Origin of the sequence: Legionella longbeachae, assembly GCF_004283175.1 — a bacterium.
GTDB classification, from domain to species: Bacteria; Pseudomonadota; Gammaproteobacteria; order Legionellales; family Legionellaceae; genus Legionella; species Legionella longbeachae.
In genome coordinates, this window is sequence record NZ_RXNW01000005.1 from 174,155 (window position 1) to 188,229 (window position 14,075).

Consider the following 14,075-nt stretch of genomic DNA (forward strand, 5'->3'; position numbering starts at 1 on the left):
ATGTTTTATAACACATTCTTCCTGTTCATTTTGAATCGGTATATACTCATCAACTTCATAGAAAATAACTCAAACAGGATGTAGCGATGTTAGACAGGGCTATTGTGGTTGATGAGCGGTTTGTAAGCCGGATCCAGCAAGCAGATTTTCCAAAGTCCAGGAGTACGATGGATCCGGAAACGGCGGAATTAGACAAAAAAACTGCTATTGACCTCTTTGATTCGCAAATCAAATCGCGTCTGCTTGATTTGATTGCCAGGCAGCTGAAAGAAAAGGGTTTATCTTTTTATACTATTGGTAGTAGCGGGCATGAAGGCAATGCGGTGTGGGGGCAGGTTTTCCGCCCCGAAGACATGGCTTTTTTGCATTACCGAAGCGGTGCATTTTATCTTCAGCGTGCCAAAAAATTGCCAGGAACTGATGGTGTTAGGGATATTTTGTTGTCTTTGGTTGCTGCTGCTACAGATCCAATATCAGGCGGTCGCCATAAAGTATTTGGTAGTGTTCCCTTAAATATTCCGCCACAAACATCGACTATTGCTTCTCATTTGCCTAAAGCCTTAGGGGCGGCAATATCTATTACACGAGCAAAAGAATTAAAAGTATCGAGTAATTTAAATTCTGACTCCGTCATTCTTTGTTCTTTTGGCGATGCATCTACGAACCATGCTTCTGCACAAGCTACCCTAAATGCGTGCTCTTGGATGGCACAGCAAAATTATCCATTGCCCATAGTTTTTATCTGCGAAGATAATGGAATAGGTATTTCTGTACCTACTCCCCGTGATTGGATAGAACGTTCTATTGGTGCACGTCCTGGGTTGCATTATCTGAGTTGTGATGGATTAAATATTGCTGATGCTTATGCTGTGGCCCAAGAAGCCGAGTATCTGGCTCGAATAAAGAAACAACCTGTTTTTTTGCATATGCGTTGTGTTCGTTTATTAGGGCATGCAGGTTCTGATATTGAATCTCAATATTGTACTCAAGAAGAAATTGAAGCTAGAGAAGCAGACGATCCCCTGCTTCATACTGCAGGTCTTCTTTATCAAGAAGGCTGGATGAGTATTCAAGATATGCTCAGTCTTTATCAAAACAATAAAGATTTAATCGAAGCCAAGGCTGTCGAAGCGATAAGGCAGCCTAAATTGTCCAGTGCAGATGAAATAATGTCTTCATTGATTCCTATTGTGCCTCCCAAACAGATCTATCCTCCTCCAAGTGAAGAACAGCGGGCCAATGTATTTGCTAATGCGTTTTCGCAGATAACTCAAAAGCGTAATTTATGCCAACAGATTAATTTTGCGTTGACAGATTTGATGCTGCAATATCCAAATATGTTGGTGTTTGGTGAAGACGTTGGAAAGAAGGGTGGTGTTTATCGCGTGACGGCTGATTTGCAGGCGCGATTTGGGCGGCGCAGAGTGTTTGATACTCTTTTGGATGAGACGACTATCTTAGGGACTGCTATTGGTTTGGCTCATAATGGATTTATCCCTGTTCCAGAAATCCAATTTTTAGCCTATTTACATAATGCGGAAGATCAACTGCGTGGAGAAGCTTCTACCTTATCCTTTTTTTCCAGTGGCCAATACCAAAATCCTATGGTTGTTCGAATCGCCTCATTAGCTTATCAAAAAGGATTTGGTGGTCATTTTCATAATGATAACTCTATTGCGGTATTACGTGATTTGCCTGGTGTCATTGTCGCCTGTCCATCTAATGGCCCAGATGCTGCAAAAATGTTGCGTACTTGTATGCGTTTGGCTTATGGGCAAGGGAGGGTTGTTGTGTTTTTAGAGCCTATTGCTTTGTATATGACTAAAGATCTGCATGTGCCTGGTGATAACGAATGGTTGTTTCACTATCCAGCTCCTGAGGTTGAGATTCCGTTAGGTGAAGTGGGTATTTATGGTGAAGGAACAACAGTCATTTTGACCTACGCTAATGGTTATTATTTATCACGACAAGCAGCACAGGTACTTCAGGAAGAACATAAAATTTCAGTGAAAGTTGTGGATTTACGTTGGCTTAATCCCTTACCAGGCGATGCAATTTTAAGAGAAATAGCCAAAGCAAAACAGGTATTAATTGTGGATGAAGGGAGAAGAAGTGGTTCTGTTAGCGAAGGGTTAATGTCCTTGCTGTTGGAAGAAGCTTCATCCAGCTTAAAAATTAAACGAATTACGGGTAAAGATTGCTTTATTCCTTTGGGTAATGCATGGCAGTATTTATTACCCAGTAAAGAAAGTATTATTGAAGCCGTAATTGCGTTAGAGTCAGATAAAAGGGAGAAAGAGAGTGGACGACTTGTTGTTTCTTGATGAACAGTTAAATGATGATGAGCGCATGATACGAGATAGCGTAGCGCGTTTTGTCAGCAATGATGTAATGCCTTTGATGGCTGATTCCTTTGAACATGCCCAATTTCCACGGGAGCTGATTCGAAAGTCTGCTGAATTAGGTTTATTAGGGTTAACCTTGCCTGCAGAATATGGAGGAGCAGAAGCTTCTTATGTTGCTTACGGTTTAGTTTGCCAAGAATTAGAAAAAGGGGATAGTGGATTACGAAGCTTTGTTTCGGTACAAAGCTCTTTATGTATGTTCCCTATTTTCCGTTATGGTAGTGAAGAACAAAAAGTACGTTTTCTACCTGGAATGGCTACTGGCGAGATTATTGGATGTTTTGGTTTGACTGAACCAGATTTTGGTTCAGATCCTTCAAGCATGAGAACAACAGCAAAAAAAGTCGATGGAGGTTGGTGTTTGAATGGTGCCAAAATGTGGATAACCAATTCACCAATTGCTGATATTGCCATCGTTTGGGCCAAAACAGATGAGGGTATACGTGGTTTTATTGTGGATACTGATTCTCATGGTTTAAGTCGTCCTGAGATTAAATTAAAAATGTCGTTACGTGCTTCGATAACTGGAGAATTAGTATTTGATAATGTTTTTGTTCCTGATGAAAATTACCTTCCAGGTAGCGATAAAGGTATAGGTGCTCCTTTAAGTTGCTTAAGCCAGGCACGCTATGGTATTGCCTGGGGGGCTATGGGGGCGGCTATGGCTTGCTTTGATATTACCCGTGATTATCTGCTGGAGCGCAAGCAATTTAATAAACAGTTAGCTTCATTTCAACTGATTCAAAAAGATTTAGCTGATATGTACACTGAAATTATTAAAGCACAATGCCTTAATTTACAAGTGGGTCGCATAAAAGATCATCACCGCGAAAACCCTGTAATGATTTCTCTTGCTAAAGGGAATGCTTGTCGTGAGGCATTGAAAATTGCTCGAAAATGCAGGAACCTATTAGGAGCAAATGGAATCAGCCTGGAATATCATGTAATTCGCCATATGCTTAATTTGGAATCAGTCTTTACCTACGAAGGTACAGACAATGTCCATACCTTGGTATTAGGAAAACATATTACAGGAATTAATGCTTTTGTTTAAATCAAGCAAAATCTGATTAGGAAGTATTGAGAATATTTACTTATGGGGAAAGGTGTAAGCCTACTCCACACTACCATCAAGTTAGAGTTCCATTAGATGGGTATCCGATGAGAAAGATGGCATGATGCTGCATTAAAAATGGATGTCCTCGAGAATGGCTTCTGCTTTATGGTAGTGTGTCAATTTAGCAATATTAATGAATTTGAGAGTGTTATTGATTATTCAGTAGAACTTACTTCATAGGGATTGTGTGAAGTAACGGCGGGTTTGTCGGCAACTTACAGGAGTATCTATGTATAAAATGATTTTGAAAAAATCTTTAATTTGCAGTTTAATCCTATTTAGCATGGACGCCCAGTCTGGGCTCAGTAAAGAACTTTTAGCCAATCAATGTTATCAGTTATCCCGAGTCATTATTTCGGCCTCGGAAAAACAGTATAGAAATCAATGCGTTGATAAACTTCTTATGGCATCAATGCAAGTAAATGCAGCAGCTGTTTTAATTATGGAAGATGAGCCAAATTCTGCTAAAGGGATCTTAAATAATGCAGTCGCTGATTTGCAATATGCAGAATTACTTAGTTGCAATCAATACATACAAATCGTACATTCAAAATCTGAAGTGAAAAAAATTAAAACATTATTATAGAACCATAATATTTCTCAGGTTTATGCTGGATGAATAGTAACCAATATTAGGCTTGACCTTTTGCAATTCTCGATGTCGCGCATAAAGCGCGACATGTACTGGGGGAAACTTTATGGTCAATAAACCTTGATTTAAAGAGCAGTTGGCAGACACTATTTACCGATGCGAATTACCCAAGTTTCCATCATACGAGTAAATTTATTTAAATAAATTAATTGTAATTATTATTTAAAATGAGTAAGTTAATTAAGAAAATAAACAAGGAGTGAAAGATGACATGTAAGTTTTACCCACTAGTTATTAGTGGCCTCTTCCTGGCAAATACAGCATTTGCTGCTACCCCACCTATCTTAGATAAGGATGGTCCAGTTTGTTCAAGCATGCTTTGTGCATTCAAGAGTCCTGGCGGATTATATGTTAATGGAACTGGTTATTATGTGCAACCAAGTGAAACGGGACTGGGTTTAGTGACTGACAGTTGGTTATTTGAGGCTCCGGGTAGTTCCCAGGCGCAAAGCAAGCCTTTTAATCCAGGCTATCAATGGGCTGGTAGTGTGGCCTTAGGTTATGATATACCTATGACCGCTAATAATGTTGAAGTCAGTTATCTTTATTTAAATAACAAAACCCATGCAGTAAATACTTTTGCAAATGGTTCCATTTTATTTGGAAGTATCTTATTTCCTGATGCCACTATTCCTGTCGATTTTGATCCAGGATTGGTCAGCGATGCATATTTAAGTTACAGAGTCGATCAAGTAGATGTTAAAGCGGGAAGAAAATACAGCGATACTTCTGGGGTATTCACTATCCGTCCTTCTTTAGGGGTACGATATGCGCAAATTAAACATGAGTTAACTTTTGCAGCTCCTGGAGATTTGAACAGTAAATTTAGTGGAGCCGGACCACTTTTTGGTTTGGATGGCCACTATAATTTATGGAATGGATTTGGCTTGCTTGGATATTTTGATTATGCACTGATGGCAGGGTCAATGCAGTCTTATTCAGCTGTTTTTCTTGGAACTAATCTGAGTTTTAACTGGCCTAAGCGCAATCGAGTTGTAAATAGTGTTACAGGAAAAATTGGTTTAGATTATACCCACCAATTGCATAATGCTTCTACTTGGACTGCTGCAGTAGGATATCAAATTAATGAATATTTTAGTGCGATGGATACACTTAGGGGATTTACCGGTATAGGTAATTTAGGTCCTCAAAGGATTGCAGGAAATGAAACTAATAACTTCTCATTTCAGGGTCTTTTCTTAAGTTTAACATTACATGCTTAAAATATTGAGTCCAAGCAAAATACTCACCACTTAGACCCACGATGATTTTTTAATCTAAATGGGTTGAATGCTCCAGCTAAGATCCTTAGTTGGAGAAAAAACTTAAATGTTCGTCCTATGATGCGAATTAATTTCCAAGAGCTTTTTTACGATGCCTTCAAGCTCAGTTTTTTGAATGTCTGTAGTTTGCTCCTTATTTAGCTTGCTTTCTAATTTCGATAAGGCGGTAACTAGATAAAAAGTATTTTTACTTACAGCCTTACTATTAAATGCTTCTGCAAGATCATTACCATTGTGCTCAATTATTTTTAATAATAAGTTTGTTATCGTGGAAGTATCAATATTTCGATCCATAGCAATAGTTAATGCCTGAACAAGATGCATAACGCCATTTTCACCTGTTCGTATTCCTGTCTTAATTGGTTGAGTTAATGCCGAGCTTATTGAATCTGGTGATTTTTTAAAAAATTTGTGGATCAGATCAACAAGTAGGTTGAACATTTTTGTATTATTTTCAATGTAGGATGCGGAAACAAGTGCTGTGAAAATAATATGGAACGCATGCATTCCTTGATTGTAGCCACTTTGAGCGATTTTAGTAAGTGAGTCCATTAATGGTTGGGGATGCTTTTCATTTACTATTAAAAGAATTTTACAAATAGCGTCTACAGCATCAATATTGTCTTGAGAGCATCGCGCAAGTGTAGGTATTATAAAGTCCATATACCTGGTTCCTGAAAAAGTACCTTTAGTAATTTCCTGGGTTAAGACAAATCCTATTTCATTAGGAGATTGGTTGATAAACTTCGCTAAGAGCTCTGCAATTAAATGTGTTATCGATTGGTTGCAATCATATTCAGATGCATTTTTTAATGCATAAATAAGGTTTAATAAGGCATTTGTTCCGCTTGTAAAGCCACTTTCAATAGGTTTAACCATAATTGATGAAAATGCATTGCCTTCCTGCTCAAGCAAATGAGAAAAAATTGTATTAAAAGCGACTAAGGTTGGAGAAAAAATAGAATTGAATGTTGCGCTGTAGAGTCGATCCATCCAAACAAAAATCCCGGTTTGACCTTTAAATTCACCGAAATCAATTGTTTTTCCAAGCATCGTTATTGCAAGATGAGGATATTGCTTGCTTATTTTATAAAAGATCGATGCGATTTCATAAGAAATTGAGAAATTTTTATTTTTCATGGCATGAGACAAACCATAGGTCAGCCAATAAAAGGTGTTACTCTGTTCGAGCTCAAGTTCTGATAAACTGTCTAGTTCTATGTAGGATTTTATTCGATTGATAAGCTCCGCCAATTCACTCTCAGAGAGATCAGGTGCAACATCTCCTTTGTATTTTTTAATGGGGGTGTTAAGGAAGTCCTCTTGAATCATTTTTTCAATCATATGCCAGGTGGTGAATTGGTGTTTTTTTTATTATAACGAGCTTAACCTGGATATTCAAAGATTTTTCATCTAGCAATATTTTTTTACAAATATAGTCTTAGTAAATCAAATACTTTATTTCACTTCGTTTTTCCAGAGATGGCATTACAAAATCTAATTTTATAAATAAAACCCTTATTGCTCTATAATTAATCATAAAGTTAATGATTTTAACGTAGAGGTTACTATGGATGAAAAGATAGTGATAGAAAGACCTAAACAGGGTAAACATACGCCATTTTTTATATTACTCGAGAAAACCCAGCGAACTACTCTTTATACATCTTACGGAGGTGATGAAGAAGAGTATATACATAAAAATGATGGTGTTTTGAAGCAATTACAGACCTATGTAAAGGCAGGTAATGAGGAAGAGTACAATAAATTGATAAATAAATTTCCAAATCGTATCTTTCGACGAACAAAAGGGGAAGTTTATGAAATGTTTGATGAGGGTAAGGAAATTGAGATACGTATTGCCTTACAAGTCAAAGCCCATAGTTTGACCTGGTATTTCTGGAAGCCAGGTGTTATGGATCAATATCCTCAAGAATTTAGAGATATACTTTATCATGCTGCGGCACAGGCACATAAAAAAGTGACAAACGGTTGTGATTTATATTATCGTGGTAGTAATTCAGTCCATCTAAAGTTAATGCATCATCTGGAAATTGAATCACTTCATAATCATAACCACTATCGTTTAAAAAATAACCAACCCTATACTCCTGAGGATTTTAACCAACACATGGAGGCTTTAAAAGAAACGGAAGCATTTGCTCAATTCTTTAATGAGGGTGAAATCGAGAAAATTGAAGAGCGGTTTGCTCAATTTTATGCCGATTGGCATATAAAACTAGAAGGAAGTTTATCGAAACACGAGGAATATATGCAAGATCCTTCTCAGCGGTTAAATACAGGAGATGTGATAGAATTGATGCTATTTGGCCATCAACAAGAACCCTGCCGTATTAATGTAAGTGAATTAACCATTGATTATGATCGGGCAAGAAAAGAAATTGAGGAGGCATTAGAAAAAGGAGTTTCCTCCGATTTGCAACTTGAATTAACCCAAAAGCTTCAAGAAATAGAAAAACAATATAAGGCTCTTTTAAAGTATCGAGAAAAAGGGGGGAGTCGTGGTTTACTTTCAGAAATTGGTGCTACGCGACAAACTTACCAATCGGAATTTAAACCAAATCCTTATGTAGGTGGACAAGACAGCAGTTTGGGGGCTCCACCAGAAGTACCCGAGTGGGCTACAAAACTCAAAGAGCTTGTTGACGAAGGCAAAAAAGCAATGATTGAGACAAGAGCCGAAAGAGAGATTATAGAGGACTCTCATAAAGAAGAGGCCATAAGAAGTTTTGAAGAAGAAGTTCCCGAGCATATTCGTAAAGCAAATCAGCAAAAAAATGTGACGTTTTTTAAAGAAGAAGCAAAAGAAGAAATTCAACAAGACAATCAAGATAGGCTACGGAAGGGATTCCAAAGCAAATAAGAGCGATAGAAAGCAATATTTATTGAGAGGATAGAAATATGCAAACTACAAAATTATTAAATGAAGCAGATAACAAGCAAAAAGCGGAGTTAATCCTTCAGAATCTTGATAGTGTTCAATTAGATATAGAAAAATACAATAAAGAGCTTTTACAGCTTGGCGAAAAACTAGACGCTGCCAGTTCATTCCCCGAGTTTTTTAAAATTGTTAATGACATTATTAAAACAGAATCAGACCTTGATAAATTTCTTATAAATGAAATGAAGGGATTGAATCAAAATATAAAAAATATTCTGATACAAGATATTAAAGATAAAAGCGAGTTTCAGTCCTTGACTAACGTTCTAAGTTTTAACCAAATTATAACGAATAAAATTTTAAAAAATAAAGAGCGGTTAAGTTTCTCTCTTTTAAAAGATGAATTACCCGAACCCAAATATACTCTTGCAAAAAAATTTATACATTCCATTACGGTCTTAAAGCCAATCACCGAGCTTATTGAAAAACAAAAGGCTCATTTTAAAACTGAATTAGATTCAGCCGATTCAATGGAACAAGTTTGTGAAATAGAAAAAGAAATTGATGCTCAGGATCGTGATTTATTAGAAGCGTATCAGGCGTTAATTAATTTTCCAGAAGATGAACAGACTGCCGAGGCCGTTATTAAATTTTTAGAGAAAAATCAACAATTCAAAACGATTATGGAGTCTTTCGATTTTTCTGAATCCTTAGCGGATGATGTACTAAATGCAAAGGTCAGGGTTTCTGTTTCTCAAAATCATGGTCCTAATTAATGGGGGAAAAGGAGCATAGCCACAGCAAATTAAGAGACACTTTGATTATGTTATCCTGATTTCATGAAAATGAAAATTGGAGTGCCTACACATGGGTTTTGTTATAAAAAGTAAATAGAAAATCTGTTTAACTGTATTGAAAGTCTTGGTTCAATTCCCAATGGACTCATAATGGATTTCTTGAATAAATAAATCTTGCTCTTGTTATTTCCTCCAGACTTCGCTATTATTTGCCACCAGTCGGGGCGTAGCGCAGCCTGGTAGCGTACTAGCATGGGGTGCTAGTGGTCGAAGGTTCAAATCCTTCCGTCCCGACCATAAAATCCCCTTTATAATCAGTAAGTTGCATCTTCTTAGTTAAACCCCTTAAAAATAAAAAATTCTGCTAGGTGTACTTCTGGGTGTACTTTTGTTTTGGATCCCACCTCATGAGTAGGTACTAATAATTATGGCAAAGCCTAAAGAAGAATATAAATTTACAGTTTTATATAATGGAAAACGTTATGGAATAATGGGACATAGTATTGAGAAGGATGAGTCAATTTATGTTAGATGTCGCAAAAAAGTAAATAACACCATGCTCGTAGATTCGGGAAATTTAATTTACTCTAGTGATAATTTAAAAATTGATTCAAGTCCAAAAGTAAATTCAGTAGGTAATCAACTTCATTATCATCCTTCTGGAGCTGTTTCAAGAAAAGAGAATCAAAGAATAATAAAAAACGATCAGTTTTACCCCTTAATATGCCTTCCAGAACCAATAGCCTTACTTAAATTTAGTCCGCCAGAAATTGAGTGGCTTGATGAGGCATCAGTTAACAGTAGGGAAGTCGTATTTGATCTTGCACAAATACCATCTCCATTTTCTAGATTAGATTTTCAAATATGGATAGGACCTAAAAACTGTTTTGCGAATGGATTTCGACCAGTTAACACTTATGCGTCATTTATATTTGAAAACGAAGTTTTATATGATGTTGCATATTTTATTAGAGAAATGGATCCAGTGGAGGAAAAATTAAAAAAAACAGCTATAACAGCCTTTCCAGAAACAAACATAACAGATCATAAAATTAAAACGGTAGCACCTGCGCAGTGGGTCGGTTGTTTAGCGGTAGGTAGGCAAGTACGTACTTTTATGGAAGAAATAATTAATATTAACAGATTAGAACCAAATAAAGGTAAGGTATCTACCCTCCAAATATTTAGTTCTAGCTATCATACAAGAATGAGTATTTGCACAAATGGAGTTATAGGTGCTGTAGGTTCTCGATTGGAACCTAATTCAGGCTTCGCTAGTATGGAGTGGAGGCATTTTAATTTATCTGTAGAAAGTGTTCTGAATATGTTAATAAATCGGCCTGATTTTAGTGATTTTATTGATATCAACAAGCATGATAAAAATATTCCGGCTGAGACAATTTTTGTCAGGCGGCAGGTGCCCCAAAACGATAAAATGAAACATCAACTTGTCGTAGTAGGTAAAGAATCTCCCAATGGATATTATCAATTACCAGATTCATTTACGTCTAGAGCTGCCAAAATTCAAACAATGCTAATGAATTTATGGAACAATCCAAGTTGATTGTTTAATTTAATACTTATCCATATTGGGCTGCTATATTGATAGTTTCTTCGGCCAATTTTTAATCCAATCATTTGCTAATACCTGCGCTCTTTCAATTTGTTCATTAGTCATCTTTTTGGCTAAGGCATCTCTAATTGAGCCTGCGTCTTTTAGTCCATTTGCAGATGCCATATTATAAAGAGCATGAGCAATCGTATAATTTTGCAGTACACCATGACCATTCAAGTACATCATTCCCAAATTATATTGAGCTTCTGGATTACTTCCATTAGCACATGCTTTTGTGTACCAATCAATGGCATAAGAGTAATTTTGCGGAATCCCACTACCTGTTTGATACATATAACCTAATTCGAATTGAGGTATACCTGTCTTATTTGATGACTGATCAAAAATTGATAAATACTTAAATGCATCTTGATATTGCTTATTTGAAAATAATTTTTCCCCATATTGAATAAATTCAACATTACACATATCTATATTACGTTGCTTTAACATGCTGTTTAAGTAATTCATGATATTTTTATCATTCGCAAAATAGAGGCAAAGTTCAGCTCTTTGTGGTAAATATTTTTGAATAGGCAGCCAATAGGCATTATAAACAGCGGTAAACATCTTAGCTTTTTCAACGCCAGATAAATTGATATCTTTTAAATAAATGGCTTTTAGACAGGTTTTTTTAGAAAGAGGATCTACTGATTCAACGATCCAATGATCAGGTACACATAGTAATTTTATTGAGCCAACTGAACCTTGATTGGCATATTTTCTGTAAATACTGAGAGCTTTTTCCATATATTTTGAACTATTTTTTAATTTATTTTCTTTTTTAGCCTCAACAATCTCTAGTGCTGTATGGTAGAAACTCAAAGCTAAATTTGCGTTGGCTCCACATAAATCTGTTTTTTTAGATCTAGAAATTAACAGATTCATTTCAGGGTTGGTTAATTTATTTTTATCAATGAATGTTAATAAAGTTTGTTTGAAATTACTCGGGGAGTTTAAACTCGCAACTTGTTTAAACATTAAATCAAGCTGACTTATTTTATGTATTATTTCTTTATCTAAACAATTTTCTAATATTAGCTCATCTGGAAGGAATTTATTCTCAACATCAGTGTTTTTAGTAATTGCCGTATATTGATCAGAAGCGAAAGTATTATTTATTCCAAACAAAATTATAACTAATATAAATAACTTAATTACACTTAATTTCATAATGTCTCATATACAATAACATACAATAACCAACTTAATGGTTATATGTTTCAAATTGAACGCCATTATATTTATTTATAAAAAAATGATCAAATATTGCCCAGAGAATAAATATTTTTAATTCTGCATTAAGGAACCTGGATTGCTGCAACGTAATATGAATATTTGAGGTAGGATGTCTCTATATTGTTATGCGCTATTAGCAAAAGTCTATCCTAGATAAGTCTTAGTAATATTCAAGCGAGAATGACCAAGTTCACGGCTAATAATTGATCTCGCTCGCCTATCAATTTGCTTTTCTTGATGATTGAGTTCCTCTGTAGCTTTTCCTCCAGCTATCGGGCAGATTAACCCAACCTTTAAAGGATCAATCTCTTTGGTCAATTCGGCATACCGTCGTTGGGCATAAGCATGACGCAGGCCATGTAGTTTACAGACTCCCATTAACTTGGCTTGTTGCTGATAATGACTTAAATGCTGTTTATAGGTTCTTTCCGCAGGGATTAGTGACTCACCGCGTCTTATCTGTTTCCAGACTGTTTGTAACCATTTCATTTGCGCCTCATTAGTAATTTTAAGCAATCGACCAATACCACCCTTTGTCCAACTGGGTTTTATATGCAAACAATCACCATGCCAAGCTTCACTGACTACAAATTTCATTGACTCCTCTCTACGTAAACCAAAAAGCATTTGTGCTTCAAGTGAAAGGCGTATGTGCGGATCGGTACATAAGTTTAAGTCGATATGGTGGATGGCTTTGTTTTGAGTGGGAATATAAGTGCGTTTATCAATTTGATAAGAGTCATTACCCGTTTTAACCAGCTTAGGTTTATCCAGAAAATAAGCGAGTTTACGCAATTTGGACATATAATTTTTTATAGTTGCTGGACTCTTGCCTTGCTTCTTCCAATGTTCAACAAGTACATAGATATGTTTAGGCTTTAGGCCATTTAAATGACCTACTTTAAAACCCAATTCGTGTAGATCTTTCATGCAGCGATTAATCATATGTTTCATGTCTGCCTTACTGGCATAGGAATAACCTTGCATTTGTTTAATCAATTGATGTACTGAATAAAGTGCACTGCGTAGTTTATTGCTCATTAAGATAACTCCAAAGTGTGGTACGGGATTTCAGACCCATTTCATCCATGATGAGTAAGGACAAACAGTAATGGGATATTTGAGAGGATAATTGCGAACTTAATTGCTGAGCATAAAGATAACGCCAGCATTTCTTTCCAGAGAGTCTTAAGGACTTCATAGCCTTTTGCCAGCCAAAACAGATAGCTCTATAGCCATGAGTAGTGATAAGACAGCCGTTCCCTTGGGTTAATAGATTAAAATCCTGTATAAGCTTTATTTGAGTTTCAGAGCGAATAGGAATTTTCCTATCTTTGCTATTAAAAGTGATTTCTCGAGTTAGTAATAATTCATGTTTTTGAATATGCACCCCGGGCAAAATTCGCATGGCTTCGCTCAAAGTCAAGCCAAAATGAATTTGAAAGCCTAAAAGGATTTTGGCTACAGGATCATTGAGCTTCTCTAATAAATCAGTAGGGGATTTCCGAGTTTTCTTCTTAATTTTCTTAGTTTGCAAACCAAGACTGAGATTATCAATATTCTCAGCATTATGACCAACATGGTTTAGAAATTTTCGGATGATGGTCATGTAATTCATCAGAGTCGAAGGTTTAACTTTTTTCTTATGCCAGTGTTGAATCAGTTGCTGCAAATGGATTGGTGTCAAACCAGACCAATTGGATGGTGCAAGCCCAAGGACAAAGAGATCCTCAATCATCCTAAGAATAACAAAGCGACGATATTTTTTGCCACGAGGGCTACCGCTATTATCATGATCCAGATACTGGCTCGCTATTTGTCTTAAAGAGTGTTTGCGCATAGTTCTATTCAATCAATTTATTTGCCCTGTCTTTGGTTTAGTGTTAGTCGAGCGATTCACTCAAAGAGGATATCCAGCTTGCGCTGCAAGGCTCGAAATGGTGGGGCAAATCAAATGTTAATGATTATTTGGTGAAACGGTTTTTTAGTGGTTTATCTCCTTATTGTTTAAATACAAAAACGCACGGCAATCCAACAGCAGCTGCCGCTGATCCATGGTTAATAA

At 36.3% G+C, this 14,075-nt stretch carries 11 protein-coding genes and 1 tRNA gene; 8 read left to right on the plus strand and 4 right to left on the minus strand.

All coding sequences use genetic code 11. The annotated features are described in order from the left end of the window. Positions 1–86 precede the first annotated feature (86 nt). The 4 genes from EKG34_RS06810 (at position 87) to EKG34_RS06825 (ending at position 5,397) form a co-directional block, all read left to right on the plus strand. Positions 87–2,324: a dehydrogenase E1 component subunit alpha/beta gene (locus EKG34_RS06810; RefSeq protein ID WP_003632874.1), complete on the plus strand. Its 2,238-nt coding sequence runs from the start codon at positions 87–89 to the stop codon at positions 2,322–2,324. Beyond that, the gene (locus EKG34_RS06815; RefSeq protein ID WP_003632872.1) at positions 2,302–3,459 is read left to right on the plus strand and encodes an acyl-CoA dehydrogenase family protein; all 1,158 of its coding nucleotides are present in this window, start codon (positions 2,302–2,304) and stop codon (positions 3,457–3,459) included. Before EKG34_RS06810 ends, EKG34_RS06815 begins: the two co-directional genes overlap by 23 nt. Before the next feature lie 292 nt (positions 3,460–3,751). Continuing rightward, the gene (locus tag EKG34_RS06820) at positions 3,752–4,108 is read left to right on the plus strand and encodes a hypothetical protein (RefSeq protein WP_003632871.1); all 357 of its coding nucleotides are present in this window, start codon (positions 3,752–3,754) and stop codon (positions 4,106–4,108) included. Positions 4,109–4,380: 272 nt separating this feature from the next. After that, positions 4,381–5,397, plus strand: a complete 1,017-nt coding sequence (locus EKG34_RS06825; RefSeq protein ID WP_003632870.1) for an Lpg1974 family pore-forming outer membrane protein — start codon at positions 4,381–4,383, stop codon at positions 5,395–5,397. 102 nt (positions 5,398–5,499) lie between these two features. On the opposite strand, the gene EKG34_RS06830 is transcribed toward EKG34_RS06825, so the two are convergent. Beyond that, positions 5,500–6,789 carry a hypothetical protein gene (locus tag EKG34_RS06830; RefSeq protein WP_223800100.1) on the minus strand — a complete coding sequence of 430 codons (1,290 nt, stop codon included), beginning with the start codon at positions 6,787–6,789 and terminating at the stop codon, positions 5,500–5,502. A 238-nt stretch (positions 6,790–7,027) separates the two neighbouring features. Here EKG34_RS06830 and EKG34_RS06835 point away from each other — a divergent pair, with 238 nt between their 5' ends. From EKG34_RS06835 to EKG34_RS06850, 4 genes are all read left to right on the plus strand, one after another. Then, positions 7,028–8,341 (plus strand): hypothetical protein, encoded by a 1,314-nt coding sequence (locus EKG34_RS06835; protein ID WP_003632868.1) that lies wholly within the window; start codon positions 7,028–7,030, stop codon positions 8,339–8,341. Positions 8,342–8,379: 38 nt separating this feature from the next. After that, positions 8,380–9,135 (plus strand): hypothetical protein, encoded by a 756-nt coding sequence (locus EKG34_RS06840; protein ID WP_003632867.1) that lies wholly within the window; start codon positions 8,380–8,382, stop codon positions 9,133–9,135. Positions 9,136–9,376: 241 nt separating this feature from the next. Continuing rightward, a tRNA-Pro gene (locus EKG34_RS06845) sits at positions 9,377–9,453 on the plus strand. A 130-nt stretch (positions 9,454–9,583) separates the two neighbouring features. After that, a complete protein-coding gene (locus EKG34_RS06850; protein ID WP_080619829.1) occupies positions 9,584–10,720 on the plus strand; it encodes a hypothetical protein in 1,137 nt (378 codons plus the stop codon). A gap of 33 nt (positions 10,721–10,753) precedes the next feature. On the opposite strand, the gene EKG34_RS06855 is transcribed toward EKG34_RS06850, so the two are convergent. The 3 genes from EKG34_RS06855 to EKG34_RS06865 all read right to left on the minus strand — a co-directional run bounded on the left by EKG34_RS06855 (position 10,754) and on the right by EKG34_RS06865 (position 13,850). Next, positions 10,754–11,944: a tetratricopeptide repeat protein gene (locus tag EKG34_RS06855; RefSeq protein WP_080619828.1), complete on the minus strand. Its 1,191-nt coding sequence runs from the start codon at positions 11,942–11,944 to the stop codon at positions 10,754–10,756. Positions 11,945–12,154: 210 nt separating this feature from the next. Beyond that, the gene (locus EKG34_RS06860; protein ID WP_080619827.1) at positions 12,155–13,051 is read right to left on the minus strand and encodes a phage integrase N-terminal domain-containing protein; all 897 of its coding nucleotides are present in this window, start codon (positions 13,049–13,051) and stop codon (positions 12,155–12,157) included. Then, positions 13,041–13,850 carry a phage integrase N-terminal domain-containing protein gene (locus tag EKG34_RS06865; protein ID WP_080619826.1) on the minus strand — a complete coding sequence of 270 codons (810 nt, stop codon included), beginning with the start codon at positions 13,848–13,850 and terminating at the stop codon, positions 13,041–13,043. Before EKG34_RS06865 ends, EKG34_RS06860 begins: the two co-directional genes overlap by 11 nt. Between the last annotated feature and the right edge of the window lie 225 nt (positions 13,851–14,075).